The sequence below is a fragment of the Reyranella sp. genome, assembly GCF_050185545.1.
Lineage (GTDB): Bacteria > Pseudomonadota > Alphaproteobacteria > Reyranellales > Reyranellaceae > Reyranella.
This window is the reverse complement of sequence record NZ_JBFWZI010000093.1, coordinates 1-20309: the sequence shown is the minus strand read 5'-3', so window position 1 is coordinate 20309 and position 20309 is coordinate 1. Positions and strand designations below refer to the sequence as shown.

The window sequence follows — 20309 nt, the reverse complement described above, 5'->3', positions numbered from 1 at the left end:
CGACAAGAAGGGCGCCACTGGAGTGGCGCGCTCCCAGCGAAGATCATGAGGAAAAGCGACAGACCGGAGAAACAGAGATGTTCAGTCACGTCACCGTCGGCAGCAACGACATCGCCAGGGCCAAGGCGTTCTATGACGAGTTGGTGAAGCCGCTCGGCCTGGTGTGCCACATGAGCTTCCCCAACGGCGCAGGATACGGGCTGGCCGGCGGGCGGCCACAGCTCTGGATCGTGAGCCCGATCGACGAGAAACCGGCGAGCGTCGGCAACGGCATCACCATCGGCCTCGACGCGCCCAACCGGGCCGCGGTCGACGCTGCGTACAAGGCAGGCATGTCGGGCGGCGCCAAGGACGAGGGTGCACCGGGGCTGCGCACGCACTATCATCCCAACTACTATGGCGCCTACCTGAGGGACCTCGACGGCAACAAGATCTGTGTCGTGTGCCACAGGCCGGCGTAAACTGGGCCCGAGTTGAGCTTGGGCCCGAACGGGAGAATCGCATGAGCGAGCCGCTGAAGGTGTTCTGGCAGCCTGGTTGAACCAGCTGTCTGAGACTCAAGGAGTTTCTATCGGTCCGTGGGATCGACTTCGTATCGGTGAATGTTCTCGAAGATCCGGCTGGCCTTGCCGAGCTGCAGAAGCTCGGTGCGCGGTCGGTGCCGGTGCTCTCGCGCGGCGACAAATTCACGTTCGGCCAGAGCACCAGGCAGATCGTCGACTTCCTCGGGCTCGCGGAAAAGTCCAGCCCGGAGCTCTCGACCGACGAGCTCTACGCACGACTCGACAAGTTCCTCGGCGCGGCGCTCGAGCTGCTGCCGCTGATGCCACACGACCGCCTCGACACCCACGTGCCGGGCCGGCCGCGCAGCTATCGCACCCTGGCCTTCCACCTGTTCCGCGTGGTCGACGCCTTCCTCGACGCCAACCGGGGCGCCACGCTGGTGCAGGCCATGTTCGCCGAGAAGCCGGCCGACGATGCCGACACGGCGGCGCTGGTCGCCTTCGGCGCCGGCGTGCGACAGCGCCTGCGCGACTGGTGGGCCAACGGCGATACCGCCGCCACGCGCACGCTCGCGACCTACTACGGGCCGCAGAGCCTGCACGACCTCTTCGAGCGCACGACCTGGCACAGCGGCCAGCATGTGCGGCAATGGATGATGCTCCTCGAGAAGGAAGGCGTCGGCCACAACCGGCCGCTGGTCGACAAGGACTTCGCCAGGCTGCCGATGCCGCAGAACGTATGGGACGGCTGAGCCGGACGTCCCTCGCCTCCTTGGCATCCTCGTCCTCCTGATGACCAGCCCCGCTCTTGCTGCCGACCCGCTGGCCGGCAGCGCGCTCTACGCCGACGTCCAGCGTTACGATTCCTTCGGCGTGCATCGCTACGGCTCGCCGGGCGCCGAGCAGGCCATGGCCTGGATCGCCGTCGAACTCGAGCGCGCGAACCTCGCCGTCTCGTCCCAGACCTTCACACTGCCCCGGCAGTACGAGCTCGAGTCCGGAACGCTCACCGTCGGCGGCGAGAGCCGCAACGTCGTGCCGCAATGGTGGATACCCGAGGCGCAGGCGAGCTTCTCCCTCACCGCGCCGATCGCCACCCAGGGCAGCGGTCCGGCAGAGGGACGCTTCGTGCGCGCCGAGCTCGCCTTCGACCGCGGCGCCTATCTCAACGCCGGGCATCGCGCCGCGATCGCCGCTGCGCTGGCGCGCCGGCCGGCGGCGGTGTTGCTTACCATCGACCATCCGAGCGGCAAGATCTTCACCTACAACGTCGACCAGAAGGAGGAGCCCTGGCCGGTCCCGGTGATCCTGGTGGCGCCCAGTGACCGCCTCCTGCTGGACGCCGCCCAGCGCGATGGGCGACCCGTCGCGGTTGGCGTGCGCGGCGCGTGGCGCCATGACGTGCCGGGCCGAAACGTCGTCGCGCGCCTTCAGCACGATCCGGGCAATCGCAACTGGATTGTCGTGTCGACTCCCGTGACGAGCTGGTTCACCAGCACCGGCGAGCGCGGCCCGGGCATCGCGGGCTTCCTCGCGGTCGCCCGCCTCGCCGCGGCGCGCTGGCCGCGGACCAACTTCGTCTTCGTCGCCACGGCCGGCCACGAGGTCGGCCACGGCGGCATGGAGCAGTTCCTGCGCGACGGCGCGCCGTCCGCCGACGCGACGCTTGCCTGGGTCCATTTCGGCGCGTCGCTCGCCTGCTTCGACTGGCGCCGCGAGAACGGCCGGTGGGTTACCGACCGTACGGTCGATTCGCGCGTGCGCGTCATCCTGCGCTCGCAGGCGATGGACCCGATCGTCGCGCGGCGCTTCAAGGACATCGCCGGTCAGCCACTGGTCGGCGACCGCGCCGGCCTCGGCGAGCTGCGCGAGGTGATGGCGGCCGGCCATCCGCGCTTCTTCGGCATGGCGGCGCTGCACACCTTCTTCCACACGCCGGCCGATTCGGCGGCGACGACCGGTCCGGAGATCCTGGAACCGGTGATCAGGGCATTCGTCGGGACGATCGACGATGCCGTTGCACAGGGCACAGCCCCATAGGCGTCAAATTGCAAAGGGACCTCACCCTGAGGAGCGGCCCGGAGGGCCGCGTCTCGATTCGGGCGAAGTAACCTTCGCCCTTTGGTCGGCAACAGTGAGGGTGTTGCGACACGGCTTTTCCAACGATCTCCTGTGTGGCCCATCCTTCGAGACGCGCCCTCCGGGCGCTCCTCAGGATGAGGATTCCTTCGATGCGTCAGACCGCGATCCGGGGCAGCTTGCTGTGCCTGACGAAGCCGGCCAGGACGAGGCCGACGGCGGTGTCGACATTCCTGGTCAGCAGCAGCTCCCGGGTCATGGCCTTGTTCAATCCGGTGTTCAGGACCTTGGCCGGGTCGCGACGGGCCCTGCGAATCTGGACCGCCAGGGCATCGAACAAGGCCTTGCTCGACCGGCAGCCCTTCGGCAGGCCGAACCTGCGCGCGCTGTCACCCAACTCCCTGAGCGCCGGCGTATGCTCGAGGTGCCATTTCAGGGTCAGCTCGACCGGTATTCTCGTTTCGAGGATCGCTTTCGCCAGGACCTCGGCGGCACCACCCAAGCCTCCCAACAGATAAAGCGGGCGCCTCGCCTCCAGGGTGAGCAACGCTTCCTCGAACAGGTCGGGCGCGAAGCCGCTGTAGCCCGAAAGACTGCCGGCCATGGCGATGCGGCTGGTGATCGGCGGCACGAATTCCTGCTCGAGGTCGGCCGCGCGCAGGTACCAGCCCGCCATCGCGGCGTTGCGCATGGCGCTCGCCGTCACCGCCGCGTTGAAGGCGAGCCGCGGTGTCCGCTTGTCGAGATCCTCGACCTGCACCTGCTGCCGCGCCGCCAGGCCGGCCCGCGCCTGGTTGATTCGCAGGATGCGGCAGCAGTTCATCCACTGCGCTTCCACGCTCTTGGAGATGGCGTGGTACTCGGGCCAGGGCGAGTAACAGAACAGTTGGCCGATATTGACGCGCGCCGCCGGCGTGTCGTCGAGCCGCTCCGCGCTGACCAGCCGCAGCAGGTCGAAGGTGAAATTCTCGGGGGTTTCCTCCCAGTCGCCGTCATAGGCCAGGCTGCCGCCGTGGCGCAGCAGCGGCCGCGCCAGGCGCAGCAACAATTCGCGCAAATGCTCAAGGCCGAGGCCTCGCGCCAGCAGGTTCTCACGCTGATACGAGACGGAGAAGCCGATCAGCTGTTCGGCGATCTGGCGTGAGCGGAACTCGGAGGGGTCGCTCATGACTGCACCTGATCGAATGCGTGGAATCGCACCTCGGGAAAGAAGTCGCGCAGGGTCAGGAGCTCCAGGCTCGACAGGCCGCGGCCGGGATAGAGGAGATCGACCTTCTGCCGCGCCCGGACCCTCGGGATGTACAGCAGCGTCGTCGGGTCGGGCAGCCAGTTGATGACGATCTGATCCGGGCGCGTGGCGAGCAAGGCGCCCAGCGCCGAGTGAAACGACGCAAGCATGGCGTCGCGGATGACCGTCGAGATGATCAGCTCCTCGAGCCCGAGGTCGGCACCGTTCCAGCGGATGATCGGGCAGTTGCCCGCTTCCGGAATGCCGTAGGAGACGTTGCGCCCTTCGAGCGCCTCGACGACGAGCGACGGATACAGCCGCCAGCGCTCCGCCTTGCCCCTGGGCGTCGGCTCCTGGCGCGGCCGCCGGAACAGCGAGAATTCCCGCCGGCACCACGGGCGGAAGGCGTACTGCGTGCTGCGCACGCAGATCAGCGCCGCGGTGTCGAGCGAATCGAGCGACTTCTGGATAACCGCTGCAAAGCTCGATGCGTAGGAAATGTCGTTCTCGTCGAAGAAGGCGGCGAGCTGGGTCTGGCTGTAGATGTAGTCGCGCAACCGGCGGGCCGGGACAGAACCGTCCTGCCTGGCATGACTGAGAAACACGTTCACCTTGGGCAGCTCGCCGTCGACGTTTCCCGGGCTGCCGGCAGGGCGCGGCAGAAGCAGCCGGCACATCGCCTCGGTCAGCTGCTTCAGCAGGGAGCGTTCCATCGCCTCGAACTCCGGCGTTCCCGGCGCCGTCGCGGTCGGCGCGCCGATCGGGCGCATGTAGTTCAGACGGCGGATCTCGTCCGGCATGTTGTAGGCGGTCGGATCAAGGGCAACCGGAAAGATCGTCCGCTTCACGGCAGGCTGCTCCTGGGCCAGCCGCTGCAGCCAGTACCGCCAGGGAAGCTCAGCGACGAAATTCTCGTCGATAAGGGCGACGACGATCTGATGGTCGATCCGGCTGCCGGGGTTCGCAGCCGGAACCGGCACCTTACGTCGCGTTTCGCCCGGCAGGGGCAGCGGCAGGTCGTAAGCCTCGCCACCGGGCGCCGGCAGGCTGCGATAGAAGACCTGCGGGCCGAGCCCGATGCCGGGCCGGAGCCAGTTCAGGATGCTCGCCGCCAGCCTCTCGCCGATGGCGCAGCGCGGATTCCACAGGACATAGACCTCCGGGATCGGAGTGGGAGCGGAGGGAGTCGTACCTGCCATGTCGACCTCCAGCTGTCCGGCCACGTCGAGCGTGATTCAGGCGCCTCGCCGGGATCTCCCCGAGCCGCCAACCGAAGAGCAGACGGGCGCTGCCGCGGGTCCGCGACGGCGCCCCGGAAGGCGCTGCCGGGTGTCCTCGGCGATCGTCTGCTCAAAGCGAGGCAAGAAACTTCTCGGCGAGGGCCGCGATCTCGTGCGCCTTGTCCGTGCCGTTGATGCAGAAGCGCGCCCCGACGAAGTCGGTATGGTGCTCGTTGATGAACTCGGTGATCCGGCGCGTGGTGAAGGTGCCGACCTTGAAGCCATGCACCAGCACGAAGAGGGCGATTTCCGGCTGCATGGCGAGGTCGAGGTTCGTCACCATGTCGACGCCGAGGATGTCGGAATAGGCCTTGTAGTTGTTCTTCCAGGTGAGCTGCACGTAGCCGCGCCCGTAGTAGGGATAGTAGTGCAGATTGGCCTTGCGCCACTCCTCGCTCAGCCAGAAGGCTTCGCGCACCGGCTTGAAGGTTTGCGCGCTCTCCCATTGCGCGGTTGCGAGTACGTAGGCGACCTGCGCCGGCAGGCCGATCTCGAGCGAGCGGCACATGCCCTTGATGGCGGCGATCGTGCCCTCCTTGGTCGAGAAGTCGCTGTTCTCCCACTGGGCGATATCGTCGATCCGCTGGCGCATGGCGGCGACCGATTCGGCGCCGATGAGAGCCGGATTGCCGGGCAAGACACGGGTCTTGAACTCCGCCCAGGCATTGCGCGTCTTGCGCCCGATCAGCCCGTCGATCTCGCCCACGCCATACCCCATCAGGCTGAGACCGATCTGGAGCTCCCGGAGCTGGTCGTTGCCGAGCGTGTCGATGGAGGTCGGTCCGGCGGTCTTGCCGAGCTGAGGAAAGGCCGCACGCTGCTTGATCGCACCCATCGTCCCGCTCCCCCGCTTCGACATCCGCCGGTCCGGAAAGACTAGGGCAGTGCGCGCGCCCTCTCAACATTGGCGTGCCGCCACCGGAAGTCCCTCGCGTCGCCGCCCGTCCTCCATCCTCGTCGGGCCGCGAGCATCCGGCACGGCACTCGCCAGGCGCCTGCCGGCGTACCGATCGCGACACTCGTTGCCCGCGGAATTGGCGCAATGCTGCGCACCTTCGCCTGTGCCAGGGGGTCCCGTCGGCGGCGCATAGAGTCGCTGGCCGGTTCCTCCCAGCGGGACCGGCGGTTTGCCGAAGCGTCCTCGGTCAACATAGGCTCGGCGCCGCCATGCCGACCTATGCCAACACCGTGCCGGTGATGGAGCGTCATCGTTTCGATGTCGCTTCGCTGGATCGCTATCTTGCGCAGCATCTCGATGCCTATCGCGGCGGGCTCGAAGTACGGCAATTCGATTCGGGCCATTCCAACCCCACCTTCTTCGTCTCGGCCGATATGGCGGACGGCACGCGCAAGGACTTCGTGCTGCGCAAGAAGCCGCCCGGCAGGCTGGTGGCATCGGCGCACCAGGTCGGTCGCGAGTTCCGCGTCATCTCGGCACTGGCCGACACCGGCGTGCCGGTGGCGCGTGCCCGCCTGCTCTGCACCGACGACCCGGTAATCGGCCAGATGTTCTATCTCATGGACGCAGTGCCCGGTCGCATCCTGATCGACGCCTCGATGCCCGACCAGACGCCGGCCGAGCGCGCGGCCATCTTCGATTCGATGAATGACGTGCTCGCGCGCCTGCACAAAATCGATCCCGTCAAAGTCGGGCTGGCCGACTATGGCCGCACCGGCCACTACATCGCCCGTCAGCTGACGCGCTGGAGCCGGCAGTATGCCGAGCTCAAGACGGAAGAGATCGCGGCCATGGACAAGCTCTCCGCGTGGCTGCCCGAGCATATCCCGGCCGAGGATCCGACCGGCATCGTCCATGGCGACTATCGTCTCGGGAACCTGATCGTGCACCCCAGCGAGCCGCGCATCGTTGCGGTGCTGGACTGGGAGCTGTCGACCCTGGGCCATCCGTTGTGCGACATCGCCTACAATTGCCTCGGCTATCACCTGGTCGAGCCGCCGCACGGCTTCGCCACGGTGAACTTCCGGCAGCTCGGCCTGCCGACCGAGGAGGAATACGTCGCCGCCTACTGTCGGCGCATGGGCCGCGACTCGATCCCGCACTGGAACTACTATCTCGCCTTCTCCCTGTTCCGGCTCGCCGCCATCGCCCAAGGTGTCTATCGCCGCGGCCTGCAGGGCAACTCATCCAACCCGGAGTCGGTGAAGATGAGCAGGGCGGCGCGCGAGCGCGCCGAGCTCGCGTGGAGTCTCGTCGCGTAGGCAGAGCATCCCACTCGTTGCGGCCGCTCCCGCACGCGGGAAGACCATCATCGATTCGATCGGCTATAAACCCCACAACTGATCGCTGGAGGGTCATGCCGATGCTGAAGCGTCCGGACGCAGAGAAGAAGGCATCGATCCGTCGCGTGCGAGCGTTCCTGACGCGGAACACGCCGAAATGACGCCGGGCGGACGACCGACGGCGGCAATCCTCCTGGCTGCCGCGATGGCGGCGACCGCCCTGGGTGCAGCGCAGGCCCGGCAGCAGACCTGGGTCGCCGTTGCGACCGACGGCGGGCGCAATTTTGGCTACACCGTCGGCATGGCGACCAGAGAGGCGGCCGAGGCCACGGCCCTGGGCGAATGCGGCGTGGGCTGCCGGATGGTCCTCCTGGGCACCGCCCGATGCGTCGCCTACGCGCGCAGCGGGCCGGGCAATGCCTTCGGCGCGGGCTCCGGCGCGACCCGCGACGAGGCGAGCGACATCGCCTGGAACGAGTGCAATCGGCGGGTGCCGGCGGACTCCTGCTCGATCCGCGCCGCTCAATGCTTCGAGTGAGTGCTTCGCGCAGACGCTGGTTGCCGGAACAGGCCGCGCCGCGGCTCAGACCTTCGAAACTTCGTCGAGCCAGCGCCGCGCCTCGCTCAGGCTGGTGAACACCTTGACCGGCCGCTCGGCCTCCGTCATCTCAGCAAAGACACGCGCCAGGGGATTGCCCATCCGGTCGACGACGAAGGCCAGCGGACCGCGATTCGTCGCCCGCGGACTCGACCGGGCAAGCTCGGCCAGCATTTTGAGCTGCTCGACATCCATGTCGGTCCGAACCATCGAGACATCGATGATCTTGCGGTAGTGGACCATCCCCTTCTCGACGAACTCGCGAACCGCCTGGATGGCGTCCTCCGACGTAATCGCGCCACGGGCGACGACGACGACGATGCGGTTGGGATGGAAGATGTCGAGATGGATCGGCATGGCCGCCGCGCGCCGGTCTCAGTTCCTCAGACGATGCAGGCACCTGCAACAGCCGGAGAGATTTGCGTGGAGATGCCTGGACATGGTCGAAGGAATGCCACAGCGAGTATGCAGGATCGGTCTCTGCCGACACAACAGGGACAGCCTGCACCGCTCACGCAAGGTTCCCCCGCAGACTCGGTCAAGCCGTCTCCACGTCGAGCACCTCCATCGATCGGATATCGTCGGGCTCGCCGGTGTAGATCACCAGCGCCATGGTCTCGCCGGCGATCATGGCGCTGTGCGGCTGCCCCTTGGGATTGAGGCCGTAGCCGCCCGCGCCGCGCACCGGTTGGCCGCCCTTGGTGCTGCGTCCGCCCTCGAGCGAGAAGATGTGCTCGTCCGACAAGGCCACCGCAACGATCTTGATCAATTTGCCGGGTGGCGGCGAGAAACGGACCAGCCAAGCGATGCCACCGCCCTCGGCGCGGCGGTCGCTCAAGACCTTGAGCTGCACGAGATCGCGTCCCTCATGGATGGCGGTCGGGCCGTAGAACGGTACGCCCGAGCTCCAGTCCAGGTTCACGTAGTCGACACGCAATGACGCCATGTTCCTCTCCGTTCGTTGATTGGCGACGCCAAACTGGTGCACGCCTCCTGACACCGTTTTGTCAGCAGCTAACGAACACGACAGGCAACAAAAGAGTTGCATATCGGCATGGCGCGACGTACCTGTCGCGCAACCAAGGAGTTGCGCATGAGCGATCGCATCGAGAAGACCGTCGACCTCGCGGCCGCGCTCTCCCGGGTGTGGCAGGCGCTGACCGACCATCGCCAGTTCGGCGAGTGGTTTCGTGTCCATATCGAGAGTCCGTTCGTCGTCGGCGAGACGTCGCGCGGGCACATCACCTATCCCGGCTACGAGCATCTGCGCTGGGAAGCCGTCGTGCAGAGGATGGAGCCCGAGCGGCTTTTCTCCTTCACGTGGCATCCCTACGCCGTGGATCCCGGACACGATTACAGCGCCGAGACACCGACGCTGGTCGAGTTCACCCTGGAACGCACGGCGACGGGAACGCGCCTGAAGGTCGTCGAGTCGGGGTTCGACAGGCTGCCGGAACATCGCCGCGACCTCGCGTTCCGTTCGAACGAAGGCGGCTGGGCGATCCAGATGGAGAACATCGCCGGATACCTCCGCGATGCGGCGTAGCGCGGCCGTCGCCGTCCGGACCGGCGCCACCGTGTTCGCCGCCCTGGGCGACGAAACGCGGCTTCAGCTGATCGGCCGGCTGGCGGCCGGATCGCCGCAATCGATCTCCCGCCTGACGGCGACCACGCGGCTCACACGCCAGGCCGTGACCAAGCACCTGCGTGTTCTCGAAGGGGCCGGGGTGGTGCGTGCGACCCGCAGCGGCCGCGAAAGCCTGTTCACGCTCGACCCCGGGCCGATCGACGACGCCCGCGACTACCTCGCGCAGGTCTCGCGCCACTGGGACAACGCCCTCTCTCGCCTGAAGGCGATGGTGGAGAGGGAGTGACTTCGAACTCTTCCGGACCGCGGGCGTCCCGCCCGCTCATGAGCTTGATGAAGATGCGTTCGGCAGGGGCGCGGCAGACCGCGCCCGAGCCGAGCCGCGCCAAGAGCAGGCGGGATGCCCGCGGTCCGGAAGACGGTGGCTCGCTTCGGTTCTGTCAGTTCCCCTTCAGAATCTTCGCCGCGGCGTCGGCGAAGACCTGGCAACCGAGGACGATGTCTGCGTCGGCGGTGTTCTCGGTGAAATGGTGCGAGATGCCGCCGATTGACGGCACGAACATCATCGCGGCCGGCAGGCGCTGCGCCAGGATCTGCGCATCGTGGCCGGCGCCCGAGGGCATGCGCATGTGCAGGCCGGCGGCGTGTTTCTCCGCCGCCGCGTCGAGCGCCTCGAGCAGGCGCTCCTCCATCGGCGCCGGCATGGTGCGCGAGATGTTGGTGCATTCGATGGTGCACGGCCCGCGCTTCTGCTGCTCGTCGACGATCTCCAGCAGCGTCGCCTCGAGGCGCTGCAGCACCGCAAGCTCGGCGTCACGGAACTGCAGGACCATCTCCGCCCGGCCGGGAATGATGGCGGACGCGCCGGGTTCGACCGACAGCTTGCCGACCGTCCACACGCTGCGCGGGCCGGCGAGCGCGGGAAAGCGCTCCATCACCGCTTGGTAGAGCCGCATCATCGCGGCGCCGGCGTCCTTGCGAATCGGCATCGGCGTGGTCCCGGCATGATTCTGGATGCCGCTGAAAACCAGCCGGAAGTTGAAGATGCCGACGATCGCCGTGACGACGCCGATCCGCTTTCCGCCCGCCTCCAGGAGGCCGCCCTGCTCGATATGGGCCTCGAGGTAGCAGCGGTAGCGGCCGTCCTCGAGCTCTATCCGCGGCGCCTTGTCGAGGCCGGCAGCCTTCAGGGCATCGCGCATCCTGCTGCCGTCGACGCTGTGCCGGGCATTGTCGATGTCGGCCTCGCCGATGCGGCCGATGAACGACTTGCTGCCGATCATGCTGCCCCAATGGCCCTCCTCGTCGGCCCACGAGGCGACGTCGACGGCGAGATGCGCGGTGTCGGGATCCTCGGCCAGGGCGCGCGCCACCTCGAGCCCGTAGATCACGCCCATCACGCCGTCGAGCCAGCCGCCGCGCGGCTGGGTGTCGGTGTGCGAGCCCATCAGCAGGCGCGGCCCGCTCCTGGGACTGCGGCCGATGACGTTGCCGACGCCGTCGATCACCGGCTCGAGGCCGGCCTCCTTCATGCGGCCGGCGAGCCAGTGCCGGCTTTCGACGTCCTGCGGCGACAGGTGCGGGCGGTGCACGCCGGTCTGGTAGCGACCGAAGTCGGCGATGCGGCGCAGGTCGGCCAGCAATCTCTCACCGTTGATGCGGGGCATGACGAACCTCTTTCAAGATGGGCCTCCGTCAAGATGGGCCAAAGTCGAGACGGACCTCAGTCGAGATGGGCAGCGACCCACGCGGCGGTGGACAGCAGACGGTCGTCGGCATGACGCAGGCCGACCAGCTGGATGCCGAGCGGCAGGCCGTTGTTGCCGGTGCCGGCCGGGAGGGTAACACAGGGCGTGCCGGCCAGGGTCCAGATCGAGTTGAAGCGCGGGTCGCCGGTGAACTCGACACCCTTTGGTGCCTCGCCCGGCGCGCTGGGACAGAGCAGCACGTCGACCTTCTCGAACAGCGCATCGACCCAGGCACGGAACGCCACCGCCTTGCGCTGCGCGGCGACATAGCGCTCGAAGCCGGTCTCGAGCCCGCGCTTCATCGCGCCGTCCATCAGCTCGCGGCTTACCTTGTCGGGATTGCGCAACCGCTCGTCGGCGTAGTTGCGCGTTGCTTCCCAGCTGGTGATGGCGGCGTGATCATCGAGAATGTCGGCGAACAGGGGCGCGAGGGCGACGTCGGTCACGGCGGCGTCCTTGTCGGCGAGCTTCGAGGCCGTCACCTCCAGGAGCTTCTTCGTATCGGGCTCGGCCTCGTCCCAGATCGGCGTTCGGCACAACCCGATGCGCGGTCGCGCGATGCCGCGATCGATCTTCACCGGCGGCAGCTTGAGCACGGCGCCGCGGAACAGCGCGATGTCGTCGAGCGTGCGCGCCATCAGGCCGAGCGTATCGACCGAATGACATTGCATCTTGATGCCGACGCGCGAGAAGTCGCCGAAGGTCGGCTTGTAACCGATCACGCCGCAATAGGCGGCGGGGCGGATCACCGAACCGCCGGTCTGCGTGCCGAAAGCGAGCGGCACATGCCCGTCGGCCACGGCGGCGGCCGAGCCCGACGACGAGCCGCCTGGCGTGTGCGCGGGATTGTGCGGATTGAGGGTGGCACCGGGATGACGATTGGCGAACTCCGTCGTCACCGTCTTGCCCAGGATCACCGCGTTGGCGGCCCGGCAGAGCGCCACGCAGGCGGCGTCGCCGAACGGCACCTTGCCCTGGAAGATCGGCGAGTTGTGGCCGGTCGGCATGTCATGCGTGTCGATGATGTCCTTCACCCCGATCGGCACGCCGCGCAGCACGCCGCCCTTGGCGGCGTCGGCCGCCCTGGCCTGGGCGAGCGCCAGCGCCGGATCTAGGAAGGCCCAGGCCTTGACGATCGGTTCGCGCTCCGCGATGCGATCGAGGCAGGCGCGCACGAGATTCTCGGCGGTAAGCTTGCCGTCCTCGATAGCGACAACAGCTTCGCTGGCGCTCAGCGCCTTCATGACAAGGCCCTCCGCGTCCAGGCAGCGATGTCGAGCAAGGCCGCGTCCTCGTGCTGGCGGCCGACCAGTTGGATGCCGACCGGCAATCCGGTCGGTCCCCTGGTGAATGGCAGGGTGACGCACGGCATCCAGAGATAGGTCCACAGCAGGTTGAACGTCGCCTTGCCGGTGGTCTCGAGGCCGACCGGCGCCTCGCCCGGAGCCGGCGCGGTGAGGATGGCGTCGAAGGCGTCGAACAGGACATCGACCGCGGCACGCCCGGTCTCGCCTAGCTTGCGGGCGGCGACCCAGGTCGCGTAGTCGATCTTCGCACCGGCGGCGAGCTTGTCGTTCTTCAGGCTCTCGCTCAGCAGGTGCGGGAAGCGGCGCGCCTCGTCGGCATGGGCGCGCGGCCCGTCGAAGGCGCTCAGCGTGCGCTGCCCCTCGGTCATGTCGCGCACCTGCGGCGGCAGCTCGATCTCGCTGACAGCCGCTCCGGTCTTCGCAAGCTGCGCGGCGGCGTCCTGCACGGCCGCCCTGCCCTCGGCCGAGAGCTCGGCCTTGTGATGCGTGAAGCAGACGGCGATGCGCGGCGGCCTCTCGAGCGCGGCGATCGGGCGCCAAGGCATCGCCATGAGGGCGGCGCGAAACAGCGCGATGTCCTCGACGCTGCGTGCATAGGCGCCGATCGTGTCGAGCCATTCGGTGTTGGCCTTCATGCCGGCAGTGGCGAAATGGCCATAGGTCGGCTTGTAGCCCACGACGCCGCAGAAGGCGGCCGGCCGGATCACCGAGCCGCCGGTCTGCGTGCCGGTCGCGAGCACCACCTGGAAGTCGGCGACGGCGGCGGCCGACCCTGACGACGAGCCGCCCGGCGTGTGCGCGGGATTATGCGGGTTCTTCGTCGCGCCGGGATGGCGGTTGGCGAATTCCGTCGTCACCGTCTTGCCGAGCAGGATCGCACCCTCGCCCTTCGCCAGAGCGACGGTGGCGGCGTCCGCCAGCGGCTGGTGCGTCCTGTAGATCGGCGAGCCGTAGGTCGTGGGCTGGTCCCACGAATCGATGATGTCCTTCACGCCCATCGGGATGCCGTGCAGCAGGCCCCGCCGTGACCCGCGATCGAGCACCCTGGCGCGTTCCAGCGCCGCCTCGCGCGCCAGATGCGACCACGCCAGCACGTCGGCGTCGCGCTCATCGATGCGCTCGAGATGGTCGCGCACGATCGCCTCCGCGGTCACCGCGCCTGCATCGAACCGATGCGCGAGCTCGGTCGCGGTCAACGTATTCAGGTCAGCCATGATCGCCGATCAAATAGCAAGAAACATGCCGCGTCGAGCGAGCGATTCATACTCTTCCGGACCGCGGGCGTCCCGCCCGCTCATGATTCATGACGATGATGATGAGCGGGCGGGACGCCCGCGGTCCGCAAGATTCATGATCCCTCCGTCGCCGTAAGTCGGCGGCACCTCCCCAGCGAGGACGCTGGGGAGGAAGATGAGAACGGATGATGACGCAGGAACGAAGAGCGTTACGTCCTTCGCGCGAGTTGGTCGCGGATCGGCAGGCTGCGGATGCGCTTGCCGCAGGCGGCGAATATCGCATTGGTCAGGGCCGGTGCGACCGGCGGCACGCCGGGCTCGCCGACGCCTCCCAGCGGCTTGTCGTAGGCAGTCGTATTGATCAGGTGCGTACGGATCTCCGCCGGTGAGGCGTCGATGCGGGTCACCTCGTAGCCGTCGAAGTTCTTCTGCTCGACCCGGCCGTTCTTGAAGCTGATCTCGCCCAGCGTCGCCAGGCTGACGCCCTGCACGATGGAAGGACCATTCTTGATCAGTATCAGCAAGAAAGGTCCCTCGACTACGCCACCCGTCGGGCGGCTTCGCTCAGGATGACGAGCTTGTTTTGCCGCGAGCTCAAGCGGTCGCGCCTGCCTTCACCAGGGCACGCCACACGCGCTCCGGCGTCGCCGGCATCTCGATGCCGGCGACGCCGGCCTGGGCCAGCGCGTCGAGGACAGCCGCCATCACGGTTTGCGGCGCGGCGATGCAGCCGGCCTGCCCCGATCCTTTGACGCCCAGCGGATTGGCGAGCGTCGGCCGTTCGATCAGGGCGATGTCGAACGCCGGCAGGTCGTCGGCGCGCGGCAGGGCGTAGTCCATGAACGAGCCGCTCGTCAGCTGGCCCGACTCTTGGTCGTAGACCGTGTGCTCGAGCAGCGCCTGGCCGATGCCCTGTGCCACGCCGCCCTGCACCTGGCCTTCGGTCAGCAGCGGGTTGATCAGCCGGCCGTAGTCGTCGACGGCGACGTAGCGCACCAGGCTCGTCGCCCCCGTCTCGCGATCGATCTCGACCTCGGCGACATGGCAGCCGCTCGGGAACGTGAAGACATCGGACATGTTCATGACGTGCTCGCCGAGGCCCGGCGTCATGCCATCGGGCAGGTTCGCCGTATCGCGGGCGCTTTGCGCCAGCGCAAACAGGTCGACGCTGCGGTCGCTGCCGCGCACGGTGAAGCGGCCGTCGGCGAACAGCAGCTGCTCCTCGCTCGCCTGCAGGAGATGCGCGGCGAGCTTGCGCGCCTTGGCCAGCACGGCATCGATCGCCTTGACCACGGCGGTGCCGCCCATGTGCATGGAGCGCGCGCCGCCATGGCCGGCGCCGCTCTTCACTGCCGCCGTGTCGGCCTGGACATAGCGGAACGTCCGAAGCGGCAAGCCGAGCCGGTCGGCAGCGATCTGGGCGTAGGCAGTCTCGTGGCCCTGGCCATTCGACTCGGTGCCGACGGCGATCGTCACCTGGCCATCGCCTTCGAAGCGCACCTCGGCACCCTCGTTGGGCGCGCCGCGCGACGTTTCGAGGAAGCAGCCGACGCCGATGCCGCGCAGCTTGCCGGCCTCGCGCGACGCCTCGCGCCGCGCCGCGAAGCCCGCCTTGTCCGAGCGTGTGAGGGCGGCGTCGAGATTGTCGACGAAGCCGCCCGAATCGATCGCCATGCCCATCGCCGTCTTGTGCGGGAATGCGGCGATCAGGTTCTGGCGGCGCAGCTCGGCGGGATCACGGCCCAGCACGCGCGCCGCCTGCTCGATCGCGCGCTCGATGATGTAGTTCGCCTCGGGCTTGCCGGCACCGCGATAGGCGTCGACCGGCACCGTGTTGGTGAACGCGCCGCGCACGTCGACGTGGATCACGGGGACGTCGTAGACGCCACCCTGTGCCGTCGAGGCGGCGATCACCGAGGCGCCGGGGCCGTTGCCCGAAAGATAGGCGCCCAGGTTGGCGACCATCGCCACGTCAAGCGCCAGGATGCGGCCGCCGGCGTCGAGCGCCAGCCTGGCGCGCGCGTCGATGTCGCGGCCCTGCGTGCCGGCGACGAATTCCTCGGCGCGGTCGGCGATCCAGCGCACCGGTCGGCCGAGCTTGCGCGCCGCCCAAAGCAACAGCACCCACTCCGGATAGACGAAGTTCTTCATGCCGAAGCCGCCGCCGACGTCGGGCGCGCTGAGATGGATGCGCTCGAGCGGCACCTTGAACACGAACTCGGCAAGCTGGCGGCGAATGCCGTGCAGTCCCTGGCCGGCGAGCTGCAGATCCATCGTATCGCTTGCCGCGTCGTAGCGGGCGATGCCGGTGCGCGGCTCGATCGGCGCCACGACGACGCGGTTGTTCACGATCGCGAGCTCGATCACGTGCGCGGCCTCAGCCATGGCGCGGGCCACGGCCTTGCCGTCGCCTCGCTCGACGTGGAAGGCGAGATTGCCTGGCGCCTGGTCCCAGATCGCCGGCGCATCAGTGGCAAGCGCCGCCCTGCCGTCGACCACGGCGGGCAAGGGCAGATACTCGACCTCGATCAGCTCGGCCGCCTCGCGTGCGAGGTCGGCGCTGTCGGCAACAATGAAGGCCACCGGATCGCCGACATGGCGGACGCGATCCGTGGCCAGCGCCGTGCGCGGCGGCACGATCAGCGGCTTCACCGGAGCCATGCAGGGCAGCGTGCCGATCCCGTCCGCCGCCAGGTCGGCCGCGGTGAAGACGCCGCGGACTCCCGCCAACGCCGCGGCCTCCGTCACATCGATGCGCGTGATGATCGCATGGGCATGCGGCGAGCGGAGGACGTAGGCGTGCAGCTCGCCCGAGCGGGCGATGTCGTCGACATAGCGGCCCTGGCCGAGAAGGAAACGAATGTCTTCGAGACGGCGTACCGGGCGCCCGATCTGATCTTCGGTCATCGTGTCTTGTCGCGCATTTTCGGCCCTGGTGTCACGCACCGCGAGCCTCAGGGAAACTCATTGATCGTCCATTGCCTGGCGCCGCACCGTTGGCGGCGGGCCGTCAAGATGGCTAAGCTCCCGCCCAACCCAAGGAGGGAATCACCCATGATCGATCTGCACTACTGGCCAACCCCCAACGGCAAGAAGGTCACCATCCTGCTGGAGGAATGCGGCCTGCCCTACAAGATCGTGCCCGTGAACATCGGGCGCGGCGACCAGTTCACCGACGAATTCCTCGAGATGAATCCCAATCACCGCATGCCGGTGATGGTCGATCGCGAACCGAAGGACGGCGGCAAGCCGATCGTCATCTTCGAGTCGGGCGCGATCATGATGTATATCGCCGAGAAGGCCGGAAAGTTCTACCCGCAGGATGTGCGCACGCGCTACGACGTCAACCAGTGGCTGATCTGGCAGATGGCCAACCAGGGACCGAAGAGCGGCGAATGCGGCCATTTCCGCCGCGTCGACCAGAAGCAGTTCGGCGACCAGACCTATGCCATCACGCGCTTCACCGACGAGGTGAACCGCCTGTACGGCGTGCTCAACAACCGGCTTTACAAGCACAAGTACCTGGCGGGCGACCAGTACACGATCGCCGACATGATCTGCTATCCGTGGACGATCAACTGGAAGTTCCAGGGCCAGGACATCGAGGAATTCAAGCACTTCAAGCGCTGGTTCGAGGAGCTGGGCGCGCGCCCGGCCGTCCAGAAAGGCATGGCGGTCGGCGCCGACCTGTCGGTCGACAATACCAAGCTGCCGCCCGAGGAGCAGGCCCGCATCCGCAAGATGCTCTACAATCAGCGCGCCCGCCCGGTGCCGGCGTAAGGATCATTCTCCTCCCCAGCTTCGCTGGGGAGGTGTCGGCGTCTTACGCCGGGTCATGGAATTATGCGCTGGGAGCGCGCCACTCCGATGGCGCTCATGGGACGCGTAATCATCAAGAAGAGCGCCATCGGAGTGGCGCGCTCCCAGCGCATGACCCCTCCGCCCCGTATGACGGGGCACCTCCCCCATGACGGGGGAGGAAATCTCCTAAAGCGGCCCGTACGCTTCCGGAAAGTCGGCGATGTCCAGGCGCGGCAAGCCGGGCACCCTGACGAACCGGCTTTCGTGCCGGCCGTCCGGCTCGAGCCGGTGCTCGGCATAGCCGACGTCCTTGATGCCGTAGCGCGGCTGGCGACGATCGGGGATGACGTAGGCGGTCGATGGCGCCCAGACATGGTGGACGCCCTCGAACCAGCTTTCGCGAAACTGGTGAACATGGCCGCAGGCAACGAGTGCCGGCGCTACAACGCCCAGGGCCGCGAGCAGGATGCGCCGTGACTCCGGGTTGACGAAGCGACCGGTGACAGCCGTCTCCGCGATATCGCGATCGAACATCGGCCGATGCAGAAAGAGCGCGAGCCTGCGGCCATCGATGCCGGCCACCGCCGCGGCGATCGCCGTCGTCTGCTCGCCCGCGGCCGCGAGGTCGCTCGCCAGAAGCTGCGCGTTGATCCCGAGCACGCGCCAGCCCGGCACGTCGAACGTCCACCAATCGGCGCCGAAGTGCGCGACGTACCGTGCGCGCCGCGTCGCATCGATCGAGTTCTCGCCATGCGTCGGCCCGTCCTGGCTGTCGCCCAGATCGTGGTTGCCGGGAAGGAAGCGTACCGGCAGACCGAGCCCGTCATGCAGGACGCGCGCCGCCGCAAGATCCCTCTCCTTCGAGGAACCGTCGAGCGAGATGTCGCCGGAATGCAGTACCAGCTCCGGCCGATCCGCCCGCAGCGCCTGGCCGACCCGCCTGAAGCTGTCGACGAAGAACGGCTTCTCGTTGCTGAGATGGGTGTCCGAGATCTGCGCAATGCGAAAGGTCATGTGCAACCACCGAAGGCCTGAATCAGGCTAGGCGAACAGTGTTGCAAAATCGATACGGCCAGTCAGCCAGACGAAAGTCAGCCGACCGACGATCAGCCACCAGACAAGGGGGGTGCGACTTCCTCGAGCGGCCTGCATTCGGCCTTCACACCGAGCTTCAAGGTGACGAGCGCGGCAATGATCATGAGAGCGGCGCCCAGCAGGTATCCCATCACGATCTCGCGCGGGCTCTCGCTCGCGATCAGCACGCCGAACAGCCAGGGACCGCCGACGCCGCCCAGCAGGGTGCCGAAGGCGTAGAACAGCGCGATCGTCAGCGCGCGGATCTCGAGCGGAAAGCATTCGCCCACCGTCAGGTAGGCCGCACTCGCCGCTGCCGACGCGAAGAAAAACACGATGCTCCACATTGCCGTCTGCGTCGTCGCGTCGAGAAGCCCCATATCGAACAGCAGCCCGGTGACCGCGAGCAGCAGGCCGGAGACGGCATAGGTGATGAAGATCATGGACTTGCGGCCGAGCGTGTCGAACAACGGCCCGAGCATGAGCGGCCCCAGGAAGTTACCGATAGCGAAGGGCAGGATATAGAGCCCGACGGCGTCGGCCTGCACGCCGTAGAAGCGGCTCAGCACCAGGGCATAGGTGAAAAAGATGGCGTTGTAGACGAAGGCCTGGGCGGCCATCAGCACGAGACCGAGCGTCGTCCGCCCCGGATACTGGCGCAGCAGGGTCCGCGCCACCGACACCATGGTCACACGATGGGCAGGGCCCAGCGCGAGGTTCGAGCCCGACGTTGCCGGCAGGACATGACCGCCGGCCGCCACGCGGGCCTCGATCTCGCCGACGACCCGCGCCGCCTCGCCTGGCTGGCCGTGGATCATCAGCCAGCGCGGGCTCTCCGGCAGGAAGCGCCGGAGATAGAGGATCACCAGGCCCAACACGGCGCCACTGCCGAAGGCGAGCCGCCAGCCCAGGTCGGGGCCGACGAGTTCGGGATCGAGCAGCATTACCGACAGGAGCGCGCCACCGGCCGCGCCGAGCCAGAAGCTGCCGTTGATGGCGAGGTCGATGCGGCCGCGGAGACGCGCCGGGATGAGCTCCTGGATCGCCGAGTTGATCGCCGAGTATTCGCCGCCGATGCCGGCCCCGGTGAGGAAGCGAAACAGCAGGAAGCTGTAGAAATCCCACGACAGCGCGGTGAGGGCCGTCGCCACCAGGTAGACGCCGAGCGTGACGTTGAACAGCTTCTTGCGTCCCAGCCGGTCGGTGAGATGGCCGAAGAACAGGGCCCCCAGCACGGCGCCCGCAAGGTAGGCGCTGCCCGTCAGCCCGACCTGCTCGGCCGTGAGCTGGAGCCGCGGGCTGGTCTGCAGGGCGGCTGCGACGGAGCCGGCCAGGGTGACTTCCAGTCCGTCCAGGATCCAGGTGATGCCGAGCGCCACGACGACCAGCCGATGAAAGCCACTCCACGGCAGGCGGTCGAGACGGGCGGGAACGTCGGTGAAGGTGCGGAGGTCGGTGTTCATCGGCCAGTGCAGTTAACGTGCGACCCCGGCAAGACGTTGCACAACGGATCCTCCTCCCCGGCGTCTTCGCTGGGGAGGTGTCGGCGTCTTCGCCGACGGAGGGGTCATGCCTCATGCGGGCCGCGGGCGTCCCGCCCGCACAAAATCATGAGATCATGATCGGG

At 67.6% G+C, this 20309-nt stretch carries 19 protein-coding genes and 1 pseudogene; 8 read left to right on the top strand and 12 right to left on the bottom strand.

Annotated features, from left to right (window positions below; genetic code table 11):
* Positions 1–77: 77 nt before the first annotated feature.
* The 3 genes from AB7O82_RS22420 (at position 78) to AB7O82_RS22410 (ending at position 2543) form a co-directional block, all read left to right on the top strand.
* Positions 78–461 carry a VOC family protein gene (locus AB7O82_RS22420; RefSeq protein WP_428538588.1) on the top strand — a complete coding sequence of 128 codons (384 nt, stop codon included), beginning with the start codon at positions 78–80 and terminating at the stop codon, positions 459–461.
* Between the two features lie 89 nt (positions 462–550).
* The gene (locus AB7O82_RS22415) at positions 551–1255 is read left to right on the top strand and encodes a glutaredoxin domain-containing protein (RefSeq protein WP_428538602.1); all 705 of its coding nucleotides are present in this window, start codon (positions 551–553) and stop codon (positions 1253–1255) included.
* A gap of 40 nt (positions 1256–1295) precedes the next feature.
* Positions 1296–2543: a hypothetical protein gene (locus AB7O82_RS22410; protein WP_428538586.1), complete on the top strand. Its 1248-nt coding sequence runs from the start codon at positions 1296–1298 to the stop codon at positions 2541–2543.
* 196 nt (positions 2544–2739) lie between these two features.
* Here the strand turns inward: AB7O82_RS22410 and AB7O82_RS22405 are convergent, their stop codons facing one another.
* The 3 genes from AB7O82_RS22405 to AB7O82_RS22395 form a co-directional block, all read right to left on the bottom strand.
* A complete protein-coding gene (locus AB7O82_RS22405; protein ID WP_428538584.1) occupies positions 2740–3750 on the bottom strand; it encodes a hypothetical protein in 1011 nt (336 codons plus the stop codon).
* The gene (locus AB7O82_RS22400) at positions 3747–5009 is read right to left on the bottom strand and encodes a TIR domain-containing protein (protein WP_428538582.1); all 1263 of its coding nucleotides are present in this window, start codon (positions 5007–5009) and stop codon (positions 3747–3749) included. The genes AB7O82_RS22405 and AB7O82_RS22400 overlap by 4 nt, the downstream gene beginning before the upstream one ends.
* Before the next feature lie 151 nt (positions 5010–5160).
* Positions 5161–5925 carry a hypothetical protein gene (locus AB7O82_RS22395; protein ID WP_428538580.1) on the bottom strand — a complete coding sequence of 255 codons (765 nt, stop codon included), beginning with the start codon at positions 5923–5925 and terminating at the stop codon, positions 5161–5163.
* Between the two features lie 332 nt (positions 5926–6257).
* Here AB7O82_RS22395 and AB7O82_RS22390 point away from each other — a divergent pair, with 332 nt between their 5' ends.
* Together AB7O82_RS22390 and AB7O82_RS22385 are read left to right on the top strand one after the other, a co-directional pair.
* Positions 6258–7310 carry a phosphotransferase gene (locus AB7O82_RS22390; protein WP_428538578.1) on the top strand — a complete coding sequence of 351 codons (1053 nt, stop codon included), beginning with the start codon at positions 6258–6260 and terminating at the stop codon, positions 7308–7310.
* A gap of 178 nt (positions 7311–7488) precedes the next feature.
* Complete coding sequence (locus AB7O82_RS22385; protein WP_428538576.1) at positions 7489–7869, top strand: DUF4189 domain-containing protein; 381 nt, start codon at positions 7489–7491, stop codon at positions 7867–7869.
* 45 nt (positions 7870–7914) lie between these two features.
* Here the strand turns inward: AB7O82_RS22385 and AB7O82_RS22380 are convergent, their stop codons facing one another.
* Both AB7O82_RS22380 and AB7O82_RS22375 read right to left on the bottom strand, forming a co-directional pair.
* Positions 7915–8286: a hypothetical protein gene (locus AB7O82_RS22380; protein WP_428538574.1), complete on the bottom strand. Its 372-nt coding sequence runs from the start codon at positions 8284–8286 to the stop codon at positions 7915–7917.
* 181 nt (positions 8287–8467) lie between these two features.
* On the bottom strand, positions 8468–8875 hold the full coding sequence (locus AB7O82_RS22375) for a hypothetical protein (protein ID WP_428538572.1): 408 nt from the start codon (positions 8873–8875) through the stop codon (positions 8468–8470).
* 147 nt (positions 8876–9022) lie between these two features.
* On the opposite strand from AB7O82_RS22375, the gene AB7O82_RS22370 reads away from it, so the two are divergent.
* On the top strand, positions 9023–9475 hold the full coding sequence (locus AB7O82_RS22370; protein ID WP_428538570.1) for an SRPBCC family protein: 453 nt from the start codon (positions 9023–9025) through the stop codon (positions 9473–9475).
* Positions 9465–9803, top strand: coding sequence for an ArsR/SmtB family transcription factor (locus AB7O82_RS22365; RefSeq protein ID WP_428538568.1), 339 nt, complete (start codon positions 9465–9467; stop codon positions 9801–9803). The genes AB7O82_RS22370 and AB7O82_RS22365 overlap by 11 nt, the downstream gene beginning before the upstream one ends.
* A gap of 154 nt (positions 9804–9957) precedes the next feature.
* Here AB7O82_RS22365 and AB7O82_RS22360 read toward each other — a convergent pair whose 3' ends face one another.
* From AB7O82_RS22360 to AB7O82_RS22340, 5 genes and pseudogenes are all read right to left on the bottom strand, one after another.
* Positions 9958–11184: a hydantoinase/carbamoylase family amidase gene (locus tag AB7O82_RS22360; protein ID WP_428538566.1), complete on the bottom strand. Its 1227-nt coding sequence runs from the start codon at positions 11182–11184 to the stop codon at positions 9958–9960.
* Positions 11185–11240: 56 nt separating this feature from the next.
* Positions 11241–12509 carry an amidase gene (locus tag AB7O82_RS22355; RefSeq protein ID WP_428538564.1) on the bottom strand — a complete coding sequence of 423 codons (1269 nt, stop codon included), beginning with the start codon at positions 12507–12509 and terminating at the stop codon, positions 11241–11243.
* Complete coding sequence (locus AB7O82_RS22350; protein ID WP_428538562.1) at positions 12506–13786, bottom strand: amidase; 1281 nt, start codon at positions 13784–13786, stop codon at positions 12506–12508. Before AB7O82_RS22350 ends, AB7O82_RS22355 begins: the two co-directional genes overlap by 4 nt.
* A gap of 230 nt (positions 13787–14016) precedes the next feature.
* Positions 14017–14304, bottom strand: a pseudogene (locus AB7O82_RS22345) (xanthine dehydrogenase family protein molybdopterin-binding subunit); the annotation flags it as partial.
* Between the two features lie 97 nt (positions 14305–14401).
* Complete coding sequence (locus tag AB7O82_RS22340; RefSeq protein WP_428538560.1) at positions 14402–16714, bottom strand: xanthine dehydrogenase family protein molybdopterin-binding subunit; 2313 nt, start codon at positions 16712–16714, stop codon at positions 14402–14404.
* 147 nt (positions 16715–16861) lie between these two features.
* Here AB7O82_RS22340 and AB7O82_RS22335 point away from each other — a divergent pair, with 147 nt between their 5' ends.
* Entirely contained in the window at positions 16862–17587 is a 726-nt protein-coding gene (locus tag AB7O82_RS22335; protein WP_428538558.1) for a glutathione S-transferase family protein, read from the top strand.
* Between the two features lie 207 nt (positions 17588–17794).
* Here the strand turns inward: AB7O82_RS22335 and AB7O82_RS22330 are convergent, their stop codons facing one another.
* Both AB7O82_RS22330 and AB7O82_RS22325 read right to left on the bottom strand, forming a co-directional pair.
* Positions 17795–18622, bottom strand: a complete 828-nt coding sequence (locus tag AB7O82_RS22330) for a metallophosphoesterase family protein (RefSeq protein WP_428538556.1) — start codon at positions 18620–18622, stop codon at positions 17795–17797.
* 92 nt (positions 18623–18714) lie between these two features.
* Positions 18715–20145 (bottom strand): MFS transporter, encoded by a 1431-nt coding sequence (locus tag AB7O82_RS22325; RefSeq protein WP_428538554.1) that lies wholly within the window; start codon positions 20143–20145, stop codon positions 18715–18717.
* Between the last annotated feature and the right edge of the window lie 164 nt (positions 20146–20309).

Excerpts from the sequence above, each read along its gene's own strand:
- AB7O82_RS22420 (WP_428538588.1), top strand. The coding sequence starts at position 78 with ATGTTCAGTCACGTCACCGTCGGCAGCAACGACATCGCCAGGGCCAAG.
- AB7O82_RS22410 (WP_428538586.1), top strand. The coding sequence starts at position 1,296 with ATGACCAGCCCCGCTCTTGCTGCCGACCCGCTGGCCGGCAGCGCGCTC.
- AB7O82_RS22405 (WP_428538584.1), bottom strand. The coding sequence starts at position 3,750 with ATGAGCGACCCCTCCGAGTTCCGCTCACGCCAGATCGCCGAACAGCTG.
- AB7O82_RS22400 (WP_428538582.1), bottom strand. The coding sequence starts at position 5,009 with ATGGCAGGTACGACTCCCTCCGCTCCCACTCCGATCCCGGAGGTCTAT.
- AB7O82_RS22395 (WP_428538580.1), bottom strand. The coding sequence starts at position 5,925 with ATGGGTGCGATCAAGCAGCGTGCGGCCTTTCCTCAGCTCGGCAAGACC.
- AB7O82_RS22390 (WP_428538578.1), top strand. The coding sequence starts at position 6,258 with ATGCCGACCTATGCCAACACCGTGCCGGTGATGGAGCGTCATCGTTTC.
- AB7O82_RS22385 (WP_428538576.1), top strand. The coding sequence starts at position 7,489 with ATGACGCCGGGCGGACGACCGACGGCGGCAATCCTCCTGGCTGCCGCG.
- AB7O82_RS22380 (WP_428538574.1), bottom strand. The coding sequence starts at position 8,286 with ATGCCGATCCATCTCGACATCTTCCATCCCAACCGCATCGTCGTCGTC.
- AB7O82_RS22375 (WP_428538572.1), bottom strand. The coding sequence starts at position 8,875 with ATGGCGTCATTGCGTGTCGACTACGTGAACCTGGACTGGAGCTCGGGC.
- AB7O82_RS22370 (WP_428538570.1), top strand. The coding sequence starts at position 9,023 with ATGAGCGATCGCATCGAGAAGACCGTCGACCTCGCGGCCGCGCTCTCC.
- AB7O82_RS22365 (WP_428538568.1), top strand. The coding sequence starts at position 9,465 with ATGCGGCGTAGCGCGGCCGTCGCCGTCCGGACCGGCGCCACCGTGTTC.
- AB7O82_RS22360 (WP_428538566.1), bottom strand. The coding sequence starts at position 11,184 with ATGCCCCGCATCAACGGTGAGAGATTGCTGGCCGACCTGCGCCGCATC.
- AB7O82_RS22355 (WP_428538564.1), bottom strand. The coding sequence starts at position 12,509 with ATGAAGGCGCTGAGCGCCAGCGAAGCTGTTGTCGCTATCGAGGACGGC.
- AB7O82_RS22350 (WP_428538562.1), bottom strand. The coding sequence starts at position 13,786 with ATGGCTGACCTGAATACGTTGACCGCGACCGAGCTCGCGCATCGGTTC.
- AB7O82_RS22340 (WP_428538560.1), bottom strand. The coding sequence starts at position 16,714 with ATGACCGAAGATCAGATCGGGCGCCCGGTACGCCGTCTCGAAGACATT.
- AB7O82_RS22335 (WP_428538558.1), top strand. The coding sequence starts at position 16,862 with ATGATCGATCTGCACTACTGGCCAACCCCCAACGGCAAGAAGGTCACC.
- AB7O82_RS22330 (WP_428538556.1), bottom strand. The coding sequence starts at position 18,622 with ATGACCTTTCGCATTGCGCAGATCTCGGACACCCATCTCAGCAACGAG.
- AB7O82_RS22325 (WP_428538554.1), bottom strand. The coding sequence starts at position 20,145 with ATGAACACCGACCTCCGCACCTTCACCGACGTTCCCGCCCGTCTCGAC.